The sequence below is a fragment of the Vibrio sp. 1751 genome, assembly GCF_033339895.1.
Classification (GTDB): domain Bacteria; phylum Pseudomonadota; class Gammaproteobacteria; order Enterobacterales; family Vibrionaceae; genus Vibrio; species Vibrio alginolyticus.
Genome location: NZ_JAWOVM010000020.1, coordinates 1 through 18587, shown reverse-complemented (window position 1 = coordinate 18587; position 18587 = coordinate 1). Strand labels below are relative to the sequence as shown.

The 18587-nt window shown below is 44.8% G+C and carries 16 protein-coding genes and 1 tRNA gene; 13 read left to right on the top strand and 4 right to left on the bottom strand.

Translation table 11 applies throughout. The annotated features are described in order from the left end of the window. Window positions 1–230 precede the first annotated feature (230 nt). Complete coding sequence (gene uvrB / locus R7041_RS09315; RefSeq protein WP_017636056.1) at window positions 231–2261, bottom strand: excinuclease ABC subunit UvrB; 2031 nt, start codon at window positions 2259–2261, stop codon at window positions 231–233. 559 nt (window positions 2262–2820) lie between these two features. Between uvrB and R7041_RS09310 the strand changes: the two genes are divergently transcribed. The 11 genes from R7041_RS09310 to R7041_RS09260 all read left to right on the top strand — a co-directional run bounded on the left by R7041_RS09310 (window position 2821) and on the right by R7041_RS09260 (window position 13906). Then, window positions 2821–2896 (top strand) — tRNA-Asn (locus tag R7041_RS09310). Window positions 2897–3247: 351 nt separating this feature from the next. Beyond that, window positions 3248–5545, top strand: a complete 2298-nt coding sequence (gene pflB / locus R7041_RS09305) for a formate C-acetyltransferase (RefSeq protein WP_054576231.1) — start codon at window positions 3248–3250, stop codon at window positions 5543–5545. Window positions 5546–5850: 305 nt separating this feature from the next. Continuing rightward, complete coding sequence (gene rsxA, locus R7041_RS09300; protein WP_005380762.1) at window positions 5851–6429, top strand: electron transport complex subunit RsxA; 579 nt, start codon at window positions 5851–5853, stop codon at window positions 6427–6429. A gap of 3 nt (window positions 6430–6432) precedes the next feature. After that, window positions 6433–7029, top strand: a complete 597-nt coding sequence (gene rsxB, locus R7041_RS09295) for an electron transport complex subunit RsxB (protein WP_005380760.1) — start codon at window positions 6433–6435, stop codon at window positions 7027–7029. 8 nt (window positions 7030–7037) lie between these two features. Continuing rightward, window positions 7038–9788, top strand: a complete 2751-nt coding sequence (rsxC, locus tag R7041_RS09290) for an electron transport complex subunit RsxC (RefSeq protein WP_064368651.1) — start codon at window positions 7038–7040, stop codon at window positions 9786–9788. Next, on the top strand, window positions 9788–10834 hold the full coding sequence (gene rsxD, locus R7041_RS09285) for an electron transport complex subunit RsxD (RefSeq protein WP_005380749.1): 1047 nt from the start codon (window positions 9788–9790) through the stop codon (window positions 10832–10834). The genes rsxC and rsxD overlap by 1 nt, the downstream gene beginning before the upstream one ends. A gap of 7 nt (window positions 10835–10841) precedes the next feature. Further along, window positions 10842–11474 (top strand): electron transport complex subunit RsxG, encoded by a 633-nt coding sequence (rsxG, locus tag R7041_RS09280; protein ID WP_047103464.1) that lies wholly within the window; start codon window positions 10842–10844, stop codon window positions 11472–11474. Further along, complete coding sequence (locus tag R7041_RS09275) at window positions 11474–12166, top strand: electron transport complex subunit E (RefSeq protein ID WP_054867993.1); 693 nt, start codon at window positions 11474–11476, stop codon at window positions 12164–12166. The genes rsxG and R7041_RS09275 overlap by 1 nt, the downstream gene beginning before the upstream one ends. A 64-nt stretch (window positions 12167–12230) precedes the next feature. Beyond that, window positions 12231–12872: an endonuclease III gene (nth, locus tag R7041_RS09270; protein WP_005380743.1), complete on the top strand. Its 642-nt coding sequence runs from the start codon at window positions 12231–12233 to the stop codon at window positions 12870–12872. A 32-nt stretch (window positions 12873–12904) separates the two neighbouring features. Continuing rightward, the gene (gloA, locus tag R7041_RS09265; RefSeq protein ID WP_005380739.1) at window positions 12905–13321 is read left to right on the top strand and encodes a lactoylglutathione lyase; all 417 of its coding nucleotides are present in this window, start codon (window positions 12905–12907) and stop codon (window positions 13319–13321) included. Between the two features lie 150 nt (window positions 13322–13471). Beyond that, on the top strand, window positions 13472–13906 hold the full coding sequence (locus R7041_RS09260) for a DUF2753 domain-containing protein (protein WP_005384886.1): 435 nt from the start codon (window positions 13472–13474) through the stop codon (window positions 13904–13906). 120 nt (window positions 13907–14026) lie between these two features. On the opposite strand, the gene motY is transcribed toward R7041_RS09260, so the two are convergent. Further along, window positions 14027–14908: a flagellar protein MotY gene (motY, locus tag R7041_RS09255; RefSeq protein ID WP_005384887.1), complete on the bottom strand. Its 882-nt coding sequence runs from the start codon at window positions 14906–14908 to the stop codon at window positions 14027–14029. 341 nt (window positions 14909–15249) lie between these two features. On the opposite strand from motY, the gene rnt reads away from it, so the two are divergent. Then, window positions 15250–15894, top strand: coding sequence for a ribonuclease T (gene rnt / locus R7041_RS09250; protein WP_005384888.1), 645 nt, complete (start codon window positions 15250–15252; stop codon window positions 15892–15894). A gap of 28 nt (window positions 15895–15922) precedes the next feature. Continuing rightward, window positions 15923–17248 (top strand): Na+/H+ antiporter family protein, encoded by a 1326-nt coding sequence (locus R7041_RS09245; protein ID WP_206949257.1) that lies wholly within the window; start codon window positions 15923–15925, stop codon window positions 17246–17248. Window positions 17249–17326: 78 nt separating this feature from the next. Here the strand turns inward: R7041_RS09245 and R7041_RS09240 are convergent, their stop codons facing one another. Together R7041_RS09240 and R7041_RS09235 are read right to left on the bottom strand one after the other, a co-directional pair. After that, entirely contained in the window at window positions 17327–17956 is a 630-nt protein-coding gene (locus tag R7041_RS09240) for a DsbA family protein (RefSeq protein WP_213915943.1), read from the bottom strand. Window positions 17957–18030: 74 nt separating this feature from the next. After that, window positions 18031–18366 carry a Grx4 family monothiol glutaredoxin gene (locus R7041_RS09235; protein WP_017635833.1) on the bottom strand — a complete coding sequence of 112 codons (336 nt, stop codon included), beginning with the start codon at window positions 18364–18366 and terminating at the stop codon, window positions 18031–18033. Window positions 18367–18587: the final 221 nt, after the last annotated feature.

The window sequence follows — 18587 nt, the reverse complement described above, 5'->3', positions numbered from 1 at the left end:
ATAACATTAGCTAAATTATGGGCAAAGGAAAAAATTCAAAAATAATATCAATTATTTAAAAAGTGGCACAAACCATGCTGTATCGATAGTGACCCCTCGGGTCACCTAGCCAACTGACGTTGTTAGTGAACGATATGTTCACAAAACAAGCCAATAGACCCGACTGCCTATTGGCTTCTTTTTTTTACAAGCGACCTAAAATGCTTGGATAGCTAAATCGGTAAGTTTGTTCAACTATTTGCGATGAACTGCGCTCGTAGTTTTTCAATCTCGTCACGCTTTTGTGCCGCTAACTCAAATTCTAAATCTTGCGCATGCTGATACATCGCCGCCTCCAGTCGACTGATTTCTTTTTCTAGCTGCTGAGGGGACAGTGCCTCGTAAGTTTGCGAAGGCTCCGCCACTTTCGATAATGGTACCTGTTTAGTGTTACGCTGGCGTTTAGACTTAGTGATATCGCCAAGTTCCATGATGTCTTTGATATTTCGTTTGAGCGCTTGTGGCGAAATACCCATTTCTTCGTTGTACGCTTCCTGCTTCTCGCGACGACGGTTAGTTTCATCCATCGCCTTTTTCATTGAGTTGGTGATTCGGTCAGCGTATAGAATCGCCTTACCTTCGATGTTTCGCGCAGCACGACCAATGGTCTGAATGAGTGAGCGTTCAGACCGCAAGAAGCCCTCTTTATCCGCATCCAAAATTGCAACTAACGAGACCTCTGGCATATCCAGGCCCTCTCTCAATAAGTTGATTCCCACCAGCACGTCAAATTCTCCAAGGCGAAGGTCACGAATAATTTCCACACGCTCAACAGTATCAATGTCTGAGTGTAAATAACGTACCTTAACATCATGTTCGTGAAGGTATTCGGTGAGATCTTCAGCCATTCGTTTGGTCAGTGTTGTAACCAGAACTCGCTCATCTTTAGCAGCGCGAATACGGATCTCAGACAATAGGTCGTCGACTTGGGTCGCTACTGGGCGAACCTCCAACTCAGGGTCAAGCAAGCCTGTTGGACGAACGACTTGATCCGCCACATCACCCGCCGATTTTTCTAGTTCGTAATTTCCGGGCGTAGCAGAGACGAAAATCGTTTGTGGCGCTAGTGCTTCAAACTCCTCAAACTTCAGTGGACGATTATCCAAAGCTGAAGGTAACCGGAAACCAAACTCCACCAGCGTTTCTTTACGCGAACGGTCACCTTTATACATGGCACCTATCTGCGGTACTGTCACGTGAGATTCATCGATGATCAACAAGCCATCATGAGGTAAGTAGTCAAACAGGGTTGGTGGCGGCTCACCTTCCGAGCGTCCACTGAGATAACGAGAATAGTTTTCGATACCGGAGCAAAAGCCCAACTCATTCATCATTTCGATATCGAATTGAGTGCGCTGGCTAATTCGCTGCTCTTCCAGTAGCTTGTTGTTATCTAGAAGCTGCTTTTTGCGCACTTCTAGTTCGACTTTAATATTTTCAATCGCTTCAAGAATGCGATCTCTTGGCGTCACATAGTGCGTCTTGGGATAGATGGTATAGCGCGGCAAGTCTCGTTGTTTGACCACGCCTGTCAATGGATCGAACACACTGATGCAATCCACCTCATCGTCAAACATCTCAACGCGCACAGCGTCTTGGTCTGATTCAGCAGGGAATATATCAATCACCTCGCCACGGACACGGAACTGCCCTCGCTCAAATGCAACGTCATTGCGTGAGTATTGCAGCTCTGCAAGACGGCGTAGCATATCGCGCTGGTCAATCACATCACCGCGACGTAGGTGCAGCATCATTTGTAGATACGATTCAGGATCACCCAAGCCATAGATAGCTGAAACCGATGCAACAATAATGGCATCTTTACGTTCTAGTAGTGCTTTTGTAGCAGACAAACGCATTTGTTCTATATGCGCGTTAACTGAAGCGTCTTTCTCTATAAAGGTATCCGTGGTCGGAACGTACGCTTCAGGTTGGTAGTAATCGTAGTAAGAAACAAAATACTCAACCGCATTATTAGGAAAGAATGACTTCATCTCACCATATAACTGAGCAGCAAGCGTTTTGTTTGGCGCAAGTAATATTGCAGGTCGTTGGGCTTGAGCAATCACATTCGCTAGTGTGAAGGTTTTACCTGAGCCTGTGACCCCCAACAAGGTTTGATGTGCTAGCCCAGCATCGAGCCCCTCAAGCAACTGATTGATCGCTCCTGGTTGATCGCCCGACGGCTGATAATCGGAGACCAATTCATAGACTTTACTCATACCCTTCCTCAATTTTACTGCGCTTTGGCTGTATATATATACACCTTAGCTAATGAAATCTACGTCTATCGAGAATTTAACCATCATTGTTAATAAATTTTCTTGTTTGTCTAGAATGCTATAGCCATACAAAAGTGACTCTGATATAGTACTTCGCCCTAGTTGAAGAGCTACACACATTCTTCACATTATAGTTTCCACAACTTTTCCCCAAAAATTAGCTTAAAACTTTCTTATCCCCAAAAGATTGATTTTTATCCACTTTGAATACCTTTTGATTAACATCGATAAATCTTTGTTTTATTTGCTTATTTTACGCATAACTCCGACTAAAAATTCATTAAATAAAAACTTAGTTGCATATCAACTTTCTTTACCCAGATCTCATCAACATACTTATCCACAAATTTAGTGGATAACTAACCTCGAGCCTTTACTGACAAGCCATACAGAAAAGTAAAGCCCTTAACTCAATATTTTTTGCTAAAAATGTATTTTTTTACTGTTGACAGTAGTTTGAGTGCTCGGTAAGATTCGTCCCGCTTTCAAGCAAAGCAATTCCTCCTTAGCTCAGTTGGTAGAGCGACGGACTGTTAATCCGCAGGTCGCTGGTTCGAGCCCAGCAGGAGGAGCCAGATTATAGAAAAGCCGTGTCGCAAGACACGGCTTTTTTTGTATCTTAATCGCCATGAAATCTAAGCCAATCTAGGCGTCATAAAATCACACCGAAATAAGTTCAAATTACAGAACTCATAACATTGTCATAGATAGTGTTCTCACAGCACCACACGTTTAATTCTGTCTCTTTTCTAGTAAAAAATAATCATAACCAATTGAATGTATTATTAATGCAATTTAATCATTGAAAAAATGAAAAGCATTCATTTTACTCATACCAAATAAATCCATACGATTAAAAGGGTTAAGAATGGTTCCGTCCTACTCGTCGCCTCCATTCTAATTATCAATAACTTAGGGATTTACTTATGACTATTCCGACAACTGACATGCTAGATGCATGGGCTGGATTTACTGCTGGTGAATGGCAAAACTCTGTCAACACTCGTGACTTCATCCAAAAAAACTATACACCCTATGAGGGAGACGAGACTTTCTTAGCTGAAGTTAGCGAATCCACTTCAGCATTATGGAACCAAGTGCTTGAAGGCATAAAACAAGAAAGCCGCACACACGCCCCTATTGATTTTGACACAGACTTGCCCTCAACAATCACTTCCCACGATGCAGGCTACATCAACAAAGATCTGGAAAAGATCGTTGGCTTACAAACTGATCAACCGCTAAAACGTGCAATCATCGCCAATGGCGGGATTCGCATGGTCAAAAACTCTTGCGAAGTTTATGGCCGAGAGCTGGATCCAACGGTTGAAAAAATCTTCACTGAATACCGTAAAACTCACAACAAAGCGTGTTTCGACCTTTACACCAAAGAAATCCTAGCGTGTCGTAAATCCGGCATCATTACGGGTCTTCCTGATGCCTATGGCCGTGGTCGTATTATTGGTGACTATCGCCGTCTCGCCCTATACGGTATCGACTTCTTAAAAGCAGACAAAAAAGAACAATACAATTCAACACAAACATTCTTAGAACAAGGCAACGATCTTGAGAAAACACTTCGTCTTCGCGAAGAAATAGCCGATCAAGTTCAAGCACTTGAAGACATTCGTCAAATGGGTCTGAAATACGGTATTGATATGTCGCTACCTGCAAAAACAGCACAAGAAGCGATCCAATTTACCTACTTTGGCTACCTAGCGGCGGTTAAATCGCAAAACGGCGCAGCAATGTCACTGGGCCGTACTTCGACTTTCCTAGACGTCTATCTAGAACGCGATATCGCAAACGGTTTGATTGATGAATCACAAGCGCAAGAAATGATTGACCACTTCATCATGAAGCTACGCATGGTTCGCTTCCTACGCACACCAGAATACGATTCATTGTTCTCTGGCGACCCAATCTGGGCAACCGAAGCCATGGCTGGTATGGGCGTTGATGGCCGTACGCTAGTATCTAAAACGACATTCCGGTACTTACATACACTACATACTATGGGCCCTGCTCCTGAGCCAAACATGACGATTCTTTGGTCAGAGCAATTACCTGAAGCGTTCAAGCAATACGCTGCAAAAGTGTCGATTGATACCTCTTCGGTTCAATACGAAAACGACGATCTAATGCGTCCTGATTTCAACAATGACGACTACGCGATTGCATGTTGTGTGAGCCCGCAAATTGTTGGTCAGCACATGCAATTCTTTGGTGCACGTGCCAACCTTGCAAAAGCGCTGCTTTACACCATCAATGGTGGTATCGATGAAAAATCGAAAGCGCAAGTGGGTCCGGTAGTGGACAAAGTTCAAGATGAAATTCTCGACTTTGACGCTTTGATGCCTCGTTTCGACAATATGTTGGAGTGGCTAGCAACGCAATACGTCACAGCGTTGAACATCATCCATTACTCACATGACCGTTACAGCTACGAAGCATCACTGATGGCATTGATGGATCGCGACGTGCACCGCACCATGGCGTGTGGTATTGCAGGTCTGTCTGTTGTCGCTGACTCTTTGGCGGCAATTAAATACGCGACCGTGAAACCTGTTCGTGATGAAGATGGCATCGCCGTTGATTTTGAAATCGAAGGTGATTATCCAAAATTTGGTAACAATGATGCCCGTGTTGATGACATCGCTTGTGATCTGGTTGAGCGCTTCATGAAGAAAATTCAGAAGATGCACACCTACCGCGAAGCAGTGCCAACTCAATCGATCCTAACGATCACATCTAACGTGGTTTACGGCAAAAAAACGGGTAATACACCAGATGGCCGTCGCGCAGGTATGCCTTTTGGCCCGGGTGCAAACCCAATGCACGGTCGTGATGAAAAAGGGGCGGTTGCGTCTTTGGCATCGGTATCTAAACTGCCGTTTGCTTACGCGAAAGATGGTATTTCTTACACCTTCTCAATTGTGCCTAACGCACTGGGTAAAGATGAATTAAGTCAGAAGAAGAACCTAGCTGCGCTAATGGATGGTTACTTCCATCACGAAGCAAGCAACGAGGGCATTGCGATTGAAGGTGGTCAACACCTTAACGTCAACGTTCTAGACCGAGAGATGTTATTGGATGCGGTTGAACATCCAGAGAAATACCCTCAGTTGACGATTCGAGTGTCTGGTTATGCGGTACGTTTTAACTCTCTAACGACAGAGCAACAGCAAGACGTCATCACTCGTACTTTCACAAGTAAGATATAAACACAGTCCATCAAGCACTCAGAAAGTTTAAATAATTAGCTTGTAAATATGCATTGCCCGCCTCTCTTTTCTACCTGAGAGAGGCGGGCTTTTTTTAAAATCACACATTAGATGAAAATTAATAGGTAGTATCCTTTCGCTAACAATACATTCAGCAAACGATTCAATTTCTTATTGATTCATCAAAATAGATCAAATAGACGACTATTTTTCCATCGTGTATGTAAAACCACATCGTTCACTGGTTGTTATTGGTGTCACAAAACACGATAATATCAAGATCGGATTTTAAGAACGTAATAACTATGACCGAATATGTTTTGTTGTTGGTCGGCACTGTGCTGGTGAACAACTTTGTACTGGTGAAGTTTTTGGGCCTATGTCCTTTTATGGGTGTGTCCAAAAAACTGGAAACAGCAATAGGTATGGGCTTAGCGACAACTTTTGTGCTAACGCTCGCGTCAGTGTGTGCGTATTTAGTGGAAAGCTACATCCTTCGTCCACTGGGTATTGAGTACCTTCGAACCATGAGTTTTATTTTGGTGATAGCCGTTGTGGTGCAGTTCACCGAAATGGTTGTGCACAAAACCAGCCCGACGCTTTATCGCTTGCTTGGCATTTTCTTACCGCTGATCACAACAAACTGCGCAGTATTGGGCGTGGCACTTCTTAACATTAATGAAAACCATAACTTTATTGAATCGATCATCTACGGCTTCGGCGCCGCTGTTGGTTTCTCATTGGTGTTGATACTTTTTGCATCCATGCGAGAGCGCATAGCCGCCGCCGACGTTCCTGTACCTTTTAAAGGTGCATCAATAGCAATGATTACAGCAGGTTTAATGTCACTCGCCTTTATGGGCTTTACAGGTTTGGTGAAGTAAGCGATGAGTACGATTTTAATTGCGATTATCGCGTTAGCGGTTCTGGCTGCGATTTTCGGCGCGATACTTGGTTTTGCTTCTATTCGCTTTAAAGTTGAAGCGGACCCTATTGTGGATCAAATCGACGCCATTTTACCGCAAACTCAATGCGGTCAATGTGGCTACCCTGGTTGCCGCCCTTATGCTGAAGCAATTGCAAATGGCGACCACATCAACAAATGTCCACCTGGTGGTCAGGCAACAATCGAAAAGCTCGCCGACTTAATGGGTGTTGAGCCAGAAGAATCTGCGCACGATCTTGACAGCAAAATTCCAACCGTTGCGTTTATTCATGAAGACATGTGTATTGGCTGCACTAAGTGTATTCAGGCGTGTCCGGTGGATGCAATTGTAGGCGGAACAAAGGCGGTCCATACCGTAATCAAAGACGAATGTACGGGCTGTGACTTGTGTGTTGCCCCATGTCCGACTGATTGTATTGAAATGATTCCTGTGGCAACGACCACAGAAAGTTGGAAGTGGCAACTTCACTCCATTCCGGTACTTAACATTACGGATGCTGCCGACAATGCAGCGAACGTGAAAGATTCAATTAAGTAAGGTTTCACATGTTGTCTTTGATTGAACAAATTCGTACAGGCGCGCTTTGGGATTTCCCAGGTGGTGTGCATCCGGCAGAAAATAAAAAGCAGTCCAACAAAACTGAACTCGCTCATGCGGCTATCCCGTCAGAAATTGTATTGCCGCTAAAACAGCACATTGGTAAAGCGGGTAACCTACTGGTTGCCGAAGGTGACTACGTATTAAAAGGTCAGCCATTAACACAATCGGAGACCGGCTTTACGGTTCCAGTGCATGCTCCAACATCAGGTACGCTCACCGCGATTGAGCCACGAACTGTCGCGCACCCTTCTGGGTTAAGTGAGTTGTGCGCAGTCATCACGCCTGATGGGAAAGATGCATGGTGTGAAAGAAACCCCGTCGCAGATTACCAACAAGAAACCCCTGACGCACTGATTGATATTATTCGTCTCGCTGGTATTTCTGGTATGGGTGGCGCAGGCTTCCCTACTGCAAAAAAAATCCAATCAGGTTTTGCTCGTACCGAGATTCTTATCGTTAATGCAGCAGAGTGCGAGCCATACATCACGTCTGATGACAAGCTCATGCAAGAACATGCCGAAGAGCTTATTCAAGGTATCGAAATTGTCGAACATATCCTGACACCAAAGCTCACGATTATTGGCATTGAAGACAACAAGCCAGAAGCAATCAAAGCGCTAGAAGCTGCGGCTATAAACAAAGATATCGTTATTCGCGTTATCCCGACTAAATACCCTTCTGGCGGTGAAAAACAACTGATCAAAATTTTAACCAATAAAGAAGTACCAAGTGGCGCGATTCCAGCCGATATTGGTATTTTGGTTCAGAATGTTGGTTCTCTTTACGCTATAAAACGCGCAGTCATCGACGGTGAACCGATGATAAAGCGCATCGTGACTCTCACTGGTAAAACCTTCAAACAACCACGCAACGTTTGGGCATTGTTAGGGACACCAGTACAAGCACTGTTGGATGAGTTTGGCTATAAAGCAGATAAGAAGTTACAGCGTTTAATTATGGGTGGGCCAATGATGGGCTTTACCCTTCCTCACTCCCAAGTGCCGATTACCAAGACAGCAAACTGTATCCTTGCTCCGACTCGTCGTGAGATCTCTCCGCACCAGTATGAGATGGAATGTATTCGCTGTAGCCAATGTGCAGAAGCGTGCCCTGCTTCGCTGCTGCCTCAACAACTGCAATGGCATGCAAAAGCTGAAGAGTATGACAAACTCGAAGAATTAAACTTAAAGGATTGTATCGAGTGCGGCGCTTGTGCGTTTGTATGCCCAAGTGAAATTCCGCTCGTACAGTACTACCGCCAAGCGAAAGCAGAAATTAGAACTAGAACACAAGAAGCGGAAGCTGCAGAGCGAGCAAAACTGCGTTTTGAAGAGAAAAAAGCGCGTATGGAACGCGAAAAAGCAGAACGTGAAAATCGCTTCAAGAAAGCTGCCGATCAGCGCCGTAAAGAGATGAAGTCTTCTGGCGGCGATGATGCGATAGCAGCAGCAATCGCACGCGTGAAAGCTCAAAAGACAGAAACCACAGAAAAAACAGAGCCAGCAGTAAAACCAGCCGTAGCGGCAGCCATTGCCAAAGCGAAGGCGAAACAAGCGGCAGCAGCTAAAGCAGGCTCTAGTGAACCTGATAACTCAGAAATGGCAAAACTGCGCGAAGAGCGCAAACGTCTTGCTCGCGAACGGAAAGCGCAAAAAGAACAAGGCGAAACGCCAGACAATAACGCTGATGATAAAAAGTCGGCAGTTGCGGCCGCCATCGCCCGAGCTAAAGCGAAAAAAGCACAACAAGAAGATTCAACTGAATCTGTAGAATCGGAAACGTCTGCACAGCAAGACAGCGATCCGAAGAAAGCCGCGGTTGCTGCTGCCATTGCTCGAGCCAAAGCGCGCAAAGCTAAGCAAGCAGACTCAACTGAAGCGGAAGAAGCTGACGCACCTGCTGAGCAAACCGACGATCCGAAAAAAGCCGCAGTTGCCGCTGCAATTGCTCGAGCCAAAGCGCGCAAAGCTAAGCAAGCAGACTCAATTGAAGCGGAAGAAGCCGAAGCACCTGCCGAGCAAACCGAAGATCCGAAAAAAGCCGCCGTGGCTGCCGCGATTGCACGTGCCAAAGCACGTAAAGCGAAACAAGCAGACTCAACTGAGGCGGAAGAAGCTGAAGCACCTGCTGAGCAAACCGACGATCCGAAGAAAGCCGCGGTGGCTGCTGCCATTGCACGTGCCAAAGCGCGTAAAGCGAAACAAGCAGACTCAACTGAAGCGGAAGAAGCTGACGCACCTGCCGAGCAAACCGAAGATCCGAAGAAAGCCGCCGTGGCTGCTGCCATCGCTCGAGCCAAAGCGCGCAAAGCGAAGCAAGAAACGCAAACTGAGCCTGTTGAAGACGCAACTTCTGAAGAACCAGAAGTGGATCCGAAAAAAGCCGCGGTTGCCGCAGCAATTGCGCGCGCGAAGGCTCGTAAAGCGAAACAAGCAGACTCAACTGAAGCGGAAGAAGCTGAAGCACCTGCCGAGCAAACCGAAGATCCGAAAAAAGCCGCCGTGGCTGCTGCCATTGCACGTGCCAAAGCGCGTAAAGCTAAGCAAGAAACGCAAACTGAGCCTGTTGAAGAAGCAACTTCTGAAGAACCAGAAGTGGATCCGAAAAAAGCCGCGGTTGCCGCAGCAATTGCGCGCGCGAAGGCCCGCAAAGCGCAACAAGAAGCTAATAAAAATAATACTGAGGAGAACGAGTAGTGTCGTTTTTTATTGCCAGTTCACCGCATACCCACAGTCGTCGTAGTACGCCAGACTTAATGAAATGGGTGGCACTTTGCGCACTTCCAGGTTTAGTAGCTCAAACCTACTTCTTTGGCTGGGGAACGCTTATTCAGCTGATTTTTGCCATTGCAGTCGCTGTATCCCTTGAAGCCTTAGTCATGATCTGTCGTAAACGCTCACCAATGAGAGCGCTACGTGATAACAGTGCAATAGTTACCGCTTGGTTGTTAGCCGTTGCTATACCACCATGGTCTCCGTGGTGGATTATGGTGATCGGGCTTATTTTTGCGATAGTAATCGCTAAACACCTCTATGGTGGCCTTGGACAAAACTTATTCAACCCTGCAATGGTCGCTTATGTGGTCTTGTTGATCTCTTTCCCAGTACAAATGACGAGTTGGAGTGCACCGACATCACTCATACCTGATCATGTAAATTTTGCAGATACACTCTCTTTAATTTTTACGGGCTATGATTACGACGGCTTATCACTTCAGCAAGTTCGCTCAGGTGTTGACGGTGTGACAATGGCGACACCACTTGATGCATTTAAGACTGGCATTCTTACAGGTGCCACTCCAAGCGAAGTAATGTCGCAGCCGATATTTGATGGCTTAGGTGGTATTGGTTGGCAATGGGTAAACCTTGCTTACCTTCTTGGCGGCATAGTCATGATCAAAAAGCGTATCATCCAATGGTATATTCCAGCAGGTTTCCTTGCGAGTCTGACTCTGTTTAGCCTAGTGTTCACGTTGCTGACGCCAGGGGAAACTGCGTCGCCAATTTTACACTTGTTATCTGGTGCAACCATGCTTGGCGCATTCTTTATTGCAACCGATCCCGTTTCGGCGTCTACCACCGTCAAAGGACGTTTAATCTTCGGTGCGCTTATTGGTGCTTTGGTTTTTATCATTCGCAGTTGGGGCGGTTTCCCAGATGGTGTTGCATTTGCAGTGTTGCTTGCAAATATGTGTGTGCCACTGATCGATTACTACACCAAACCTAGAACTTACGGTCACTGAGGTAAACATGTTAACCGCTATTAGAAAAAATGGTCTGACACTCGCGATATTTGCATGTGCAACAACCGGATTAGTCGCCCTTACTCAGTACCTAACAAAAGACCAAATCAAGGTACAAGAGCAAAAACAATTACTTTCTGTTTTGAATCAAGTCATTCCAGAAAACATGCATGACAACGCACTCACGCAAGCTTGTACAATGGTCACGTCTCCAGATCTGGGGACATTACGTGCGATGCCAGCCTACCTCGCCACGAAGAATGGTGAACCAACAGCAATCGCAATAGAATCTATCGCGCCAGATGGCTACAATGGTGAGATAAAAGTGATTACTGGGATTGATAATCAGGGCAATATTTTGGGGACACGCGTCCTAAACCACCAAGAAACCCCTGGTCTGGGCGATAAAATCGATCTTCGTGTCACCGACTGGATCCTGAGCTTTACAGGAAAACAAGTCACGGAAAACAATTGGAATTCGTGGAAAGTTCGTAAAGATGGCGGCGATTTCGATCAATTTACTGGTGCAACGATCACGCCAAGAGCCGTCGTAAAAGTGGTGCGAAATACCGTTAACTACGTAAACCAATCTCGTGAAGACATTCTTAACCAGCCGTTAGGCTGTGAAGGAGAGCAGTAATGAATGAGAATAAATTACTGATGAAAAACGGTATGTGGAGTAACAACCCCGCTCTCGTACAACTGCTGGGCTTATGTCCACTGCTAGCGGTTTCTTCCACGATAACCAATGCATTAGGTCTTGGTATTGCAACCTTACTCGTGCTAGTTGGATCCAACGTAACAGTTTCTCTTATTCGTAACTATGTGCCAAAAGAGATCCGTATACCTGTATTCGTTATGATCATTGCCTCACTCGTTACCTGCGTTCAGTTGTTAATGAATGCCTATGCGTACGGTTTGTACCTGTCTCTAGGTATCTTTATTCCTCTGATTGTAACGAACTGCATTATTATTGGCCGAGCTGAAGCATACGCTTCAAAAAATGATGTTGCACCCGCTGCGCTAGATGGTTTGTGGATGGGCCTTGGTATGACGAGCGTCTTGGTTGTTTTAGGTGCCATGCGCGAATTGATTGGTAATGGCACACTATTCGACGGAGCAGACCTTCTCCTAGGAGACTGGGCTTCAGCTCTACGGATTCAAGTTTTCCAATTTGACAATAGCTTCCTGTTAGCGCTTCTCCCACCCGGTGCATTTATCGGTGTTGGTCTGTTGATAGCGCTTAAAAATGTCATCGATAATTCAGTCCAGGCACGTCAACCTAAAGAAGAAAAACCAACCATAGAACGTGCTCGCGTCACCAACGCATAACAAGATAAGGCTCTGTCATAGGAGCCTTTTTCATAAACCGCAGAGACGGTATTGGAAGTCAGCAATGAACAAAATAAAAAGAATCGAAATTCTTGAGCGATTACGAGAAAACAATCCGAATCCTCAAACTGAGCTTAACTGGAGCTCCCCTTTTGAACTGCTAATCGCTGTATTACTATCAGCTCAAGCAACCGATGTAAGCGTCAATAAAGCCACCGACAAGCTTTTCCCTGTAGCGAATACACCTCAAAGCATTCTTGATTTGGGAGTCGATGGCTTAAAAGAATACATAAAGACCATCGGTTTGTTTAACTCAAAGGCAGAAAACACAATCAAGACTTGTAAGATCTTGTTGGAAAAACACAATGGTGAAGTTCCTGAAGATCGTGCAGCGTTAGAAGCGCTGCCAGGCGTAGGTCGCAAGACCGCAAACGTCGTGCTCAACACCGCTTTTGGTTGGCCAACTATTGCCGTCGATACGCACATTTATCGCGTGTCGAATCGCACTAAATTTGCGATGGGAAAAACGGTTGATGATGTCGAGCAGAAGCTATTAAAAGTTGTGCCAAAAGAGTTCAAACTCGATGTGCACCACTGGCTCATTCTTCATGGTCGTTATACGTGCGTAGCAAGAAAGCCTCGCTGCGGTAGCTGCATTATCGAAGATTTGTGCGAATATAAAGAGAAAGTATACCCAGATAGCTAACGCTATTTGTAAATCAAAGCTAGGAGCAAAAAATGTCAAACGGTCGAATTCTCCACACTATGCTTCGCGTAGGTGATCTAGACAAATCCATCAAGTTTTACACTGAAGTTATGGGCATGCAGCTGCTTCGTACTAACGAAAATAAAGAGTACGAATACACGCTAGCGTTTCTTGGTTATGGTGACGAATCCCAAGGTGCAGTGATCGAACTGACTTACAACTGGGGTAAAACTGAGTATGACTTAGGTACCGCTTTTGGTCATATCGCCATTGGTGTTGATGATATCTACACAACTTGCGACGCTATCAAAGCGGCGGGCGGTAATGTGACGCGTGAGCCAGGTCCAGTAAAAGGCGGAAGCACGCACATTGCATTCGTAAAAGACCCAGATGGTTATATGATTGAGCTTATTCAAAACAAGCAAGCTTCAGCAGGTCTTGAAGGCTAAGCGGCACTTCTAATAATCACTTGTACTGCAAGTTGAACTCCGATTACAGGCAGGTCTGCGATCTGCCTGTCCTTTTATAAACAAAACCCTTTACTTGATAATAGTTATCGTTTAGATTTATCCGCAACTTCGATATGCGGGATTACGATAATGATCAGTGAATGGGAAAAACACACACTTCTAGCCGATACGGCACTTCAACTAGATGACCCTGTTCGCAGCATTCTTCATTACCAGCAAGCCCTAAGCCTGAGTGAAGATATCAGCGAATGTGTGGAAATTGAGGCGGACGAGCGATTATTAATTTCTGTGATTTCTTGTCATAACTTAGCTCAGTTCTGGCGTTGGGCTGGAGATACTGACTATGAACTCAAATACCTTCAACTGGCCTCTGAGAAGGTCTTAACACTTATCCCACAATGCCCAAATAAAGAGTGTGCAAGCTTTATCGACTCGATAGGATGCTGTACTAAGGCGTTGATAGACTTTATGAAGCGTCACCCTAATCCAGCTATTGCCAAACAGGTTGAAAAAATAGATACCGCAACCAATTGCGAAGTCATTGCCAAATTCCGCTTAAACTAACATTCAAATTATACAGCAGGAATCACCGAAAGGTGCTTGGCAAAATACCACTAAAATATTATTAACAACGTCAGTAAATCAAAAACGCCGAAGCTTTCAGCTTCGGCGTTTTTATAAGCATCACACTTGGGTTCGCCCTAGAGATATCACAACTCGGCGGTTTTTGTCTTTTCCTATTGGCGAACCGTTATCTGCAATAGGACGACGCTTGCCGTACCCTTGCACTTGAATTCGATCTTCCGGTAGCCCTAGAGACTGAAAGTAATCACGAAGTGACTCTGCACGTCGCTCTGATAAACTTTGACTCGCACTTTTACCATCGGTTGAATCTGTGTACGTCGCCACCAGCACGAGATCGATATCTTGATTATGTCGGATATAATCTGCAATTTGTGATAAACGCTTTTTAGAAGCCTTGGTTAACTGATCACCTTGTCTTTCGTAGTGCAAAATCGTAAAAGCAATGTCCTCAAAACTATATTTCAATAAGTTGGAAATACAGTCGCTAAACGCGTTGTACTTGTTTTGAAATAGTACTGATGACAATGCGACTTCAATTCTCTGATCTCGGCTCTGCCAATCTTGGTAACTAAAAGTCGGATAACGGCCTTTTTCCAGCTCAGACAAAATGCCCCATGCTGTTTGCCCTCCGACATAACCATCAAACTGTTTAAAAAACTTTAGGTTTGTAATTCGATCGGCGTGTTCACCTGGCCGCCAAGGTGGCGGCATAGAAATGAGACTGACGTTACGTGTTTCTCCCATCGGACGACGCATTTTTAACTCAAAGTCTAAATTAATTTTTTTATTCGCACGAGATGAAAATACCGCATCTCCAAAGCTTGGAATGGGGTGTACAAGCTGACATTCTAATGGTGTATTGACCACCATTTCCCATTGAGATTGCTGTGGAGTTGCAGCATAACGTTTGCCCATCAAAGCGAAGCTGCTTGTGCTAAACAACGAAAATACAACACCACTGGTAATCAGCCATTTCTTCATCTAATACTGTCTCTTAAACGGCAGTCTGTTGCCGTCAAATTGCATCAATAAAAACACTTCAACGGGCATGCAAAAATCTCGCCAATATCGGAATATCTGTCACACTGCCATTAATGTGAGCCATAGTGTTCCAATCACCTTAACCGCCACTTAGCGTTTTACTTCCTCATGTTTTATCGGTTTACATGATGCAAAGTATGGCGAATAAACGTCTACATAATATGCAATACAAACTTATTGATTGGATGCAAAATAGAATTCCGGTTTTCTCTTAAATTGCGGTTTTTCTCATCGGTATAATCTGCAATAATGCAGCCTTCGTCACACAAAAATAAGCCAACATGACACTAGAAAATGAAGCTCTAACCTTGAAAAAACGCTTTCGTGGTTATTTCCCTGTGGTAGTAGACGTTGAGACCGCTGGTTTCAACGCTCAAACTGATGCACTTTTAGAAATCTGTGCCGTTACGTTGAAAATGGACGAACATGGCGTGTTGCATCCGGCCTCCACCATTCATTTTCATGTGGAACCATTTGAAGGCGCTAACTTAGAAAAAGAAGCGCTTGAATTCAACGGTATTCGTGACCCTTTCAGCCCTCTTCGAGGTGCTGTTTCTGAGCAAGAGGCGCTAAAGGAAATTTATAAGCTTATTCGCAAAGAACAAAAAGCCGCAGATTGCTCACGTGCAATTATGGTTGCTCATAACGCTGCATTCGACTTGGGTTTTGTAAACGCAGCAAATGAACGCTGTAAACTAAAAAGAGTCCCTTTTCATCCCTTTGCTACTTTTGATACGGCTACATTAAGTGGCCTTGCTTATGGCCAAACAGTTCTCGCTAAAGCATGCAAAACAGCCGGGATGGAATTTGATAACCGTGAAGCACACTCTGCGCTTTACGATACACAAAAAACAGCAGAATTATTCTGCGGTATTGTCAACAAATGGAAGGCCCTCGGCGGTTGGCCGCTTGTCGACGAAGAATAATAAGTAAACACAACATATTAGGAAAAGTATGAATCCTGTCGTTATATCAGTGTGCGTCATGCTCGTGTTAGCATTGATGCGCGTAAACGTGGTGGTTGCCCTCACGTTTAGTGCCATCGTAGGCGGCCTAGTCGCAGGCATGAGCCTTGGGGATACGGTTGCCGCATTTGAAAGTGGTCTAGGTGGCGGTGCAACTATTGCGCTAAGCTACGCCATGTTAGGTACTTTCGCTGTTGCCATCTCGAAATCAGGCATCACGGATCTACTGGCCAAAAGTGTTATCAAGCGCTTAAATGGTAAAGAAAACTCGGCGTCAACTACCGGGTTAAAGTACGCGGTGTTAGTCGCGCTCGTTCTCGTCACTATGTCATCTCAGAACGTAATTCCGGTCCATATCGCCTTTATTCCAATTTTGATTCCACCTCTTTTGGGCGTATTTGCGAAACTTAAGCTCGATCGACGTTTGGTCGCGTGTGTTCTTACCTTCGGTTTGATCACACCTTACATGATCTTGCCTGTTGGTTTCGGCGGTATTTTCTTAAACAACATTCTGTTAAAGAACCTACATGACAACGGTTTGGAGAATGTGGTTGCAAGCCAAGTCCCAACCGCCATGTTACTGCCTGGTGCAGGTATGCTGTTTGGTCTATTACTGGCTATCTTTGTTAGCTATCGTAAACCGCGTGTCTACAAAGAAACTGAGTTGACTGTCGTTGACGAAACCGATCATGTCATCAATAAAAAGCACATCTTGGTTGCGGCACTTGGTATTGTCGCTGCATTGGGTGTTCAGCTTTACACGGGTTCAATGATTATCGGTGCTCTAGCTGGCTTTATGGTGTTTACTTTCGGCGGCGTTATTGCATGGAAAGAGACGCACGACGTGTTCACTAAAGGTGTACACATGATGGCAATGATTGGCTTCATCATGATTGCAGCGGCAGGTTTTGCAGCAGTAATGAAGCAAACTGGCGGTGTTGAAACACTAGTACAATCGCTATCAACCAGCATCGGTGACAATAAGGCTTTAGCTGCACTACTGATGCTGATCGTTGGTCTGTTGGTAACAATGGGCATTGGTTCATCGTTCTCTACGATTCCAATCCTTGCAACTATCTATGTGCCTCTTGCGCTAGCATTTGGCTTCTCGCCGATGGCAACGATTGCACTGGTAGGTACTGCGGCTGCGTTAGGTGATGCAGGCTCTCCAGCTTCTGACTCTACATTAGGCCCAACATCTGGTCTAAATGCCGACGGCCAACATGAGCACATTTGGGAAACAGTCGTTCCAACCTTTATCCATTACAATATCCCTCTAATCATCTTTGGTTGGATTGCAGCAATGGTGCTTTAATACTATTGTTTGGATGGATATACATTTAGTTACGAAAAAGCCGCTCAATGAGCGGCTTTTTGTTATTCATAACTGTGGTTATTGCGCTGGCATATTGTCAATAATACGCTCACGAATCAGCTTCAAGGTTGGTTCTGTCGACAGGTAATCGATGGCAATCGGAAAATAAGCGTCGTTAATTTTAAGAACCAAGCTAGGGTAAGAGTTCACACCTAGGCTCTTTGCAAGGCTCAATTGATCTTCGAACACACCCTCTAAGAAAGAGCCATCCATGTCATTCTTGAATTGCTGAACATTCAAGCCAATTTCTCTCGCTAGTTGCAAGTGAGTGGCTTCTTCATGAGGAGGCATCGCACGTAAGTAATACGCATGCTGAATCGCTTCTAGCATCTGCTCATAAGAGTCTTGAAAGCCCGCTGCAATAACCGTACGACAAGATTGGTAAGTGCTTCTAACTGGCGTACAAAGCTTCCAGAAATCGTAGTTAAACTTAGTGCCTAACTGGCGCTCAATCTGCTTCCAAATACCTTCGAGTTTTTGTTGCATCTCGGGCGGCATCGGTAAATTAGTATCTGGCGCAAGACCACCAACCACATACTCAAATTGAATCACACCTGGCAGTTGCTGTTTTAGTTTATCCAGCGTTGGTTTGTAACCCCAACACCAACTGCACATTGGGTCATGCACGTAGTAAAGCTTTATGTTCATTCCACTAACCTAAAAAGAAAAAGGAGCCAGTACGGCTCCTTCGTATTCTATCGCTAAATGTGAGTATTTACGAATTACTCAGCTTGATCTTCAGCGCGCGCTGCTGCTTCTTTGATTAGAGGCTGCAGTTCACCTTTTTGGAACATTTCTAGAATAATGTCACAACCGCCGATAAGCTCACCTTCAACCCATAGTTGAGGGAAAGTTGGCCATTGCGCGTACTTTGGTAACTCAGCACGGATATCTGGGTTTTGCAGAATGTCTACGTAAGCGAACTTCTCACCACATGCCATTAGTGCCTGTGACGCTTGAGAAGAGAAACCACAGCTAGGTAGTTTCGGTGATCCTTTCATGTACAGCAGGATTGAGTTTTCAGAGATCTGCTGTTTGATTTTGTCGATAGTTTCCATCGCTTCCTCATTCATGGGTTTGAACTTTATTTATTTGCCACATTCTACTCAATAACGACAGAATAAAAACCATATAATTAATAAGGCTTAATTTTAGGTTGCTCATTGGCGAGCAATGCAGCACTTCACCACTGCTAACCTCTTAAAATATTTTCATATCGGGGTTTTAATAAAGTAAAAACTTGCTAAAATACTTAGCAAGTCAGCCTTAAAGGCGACAT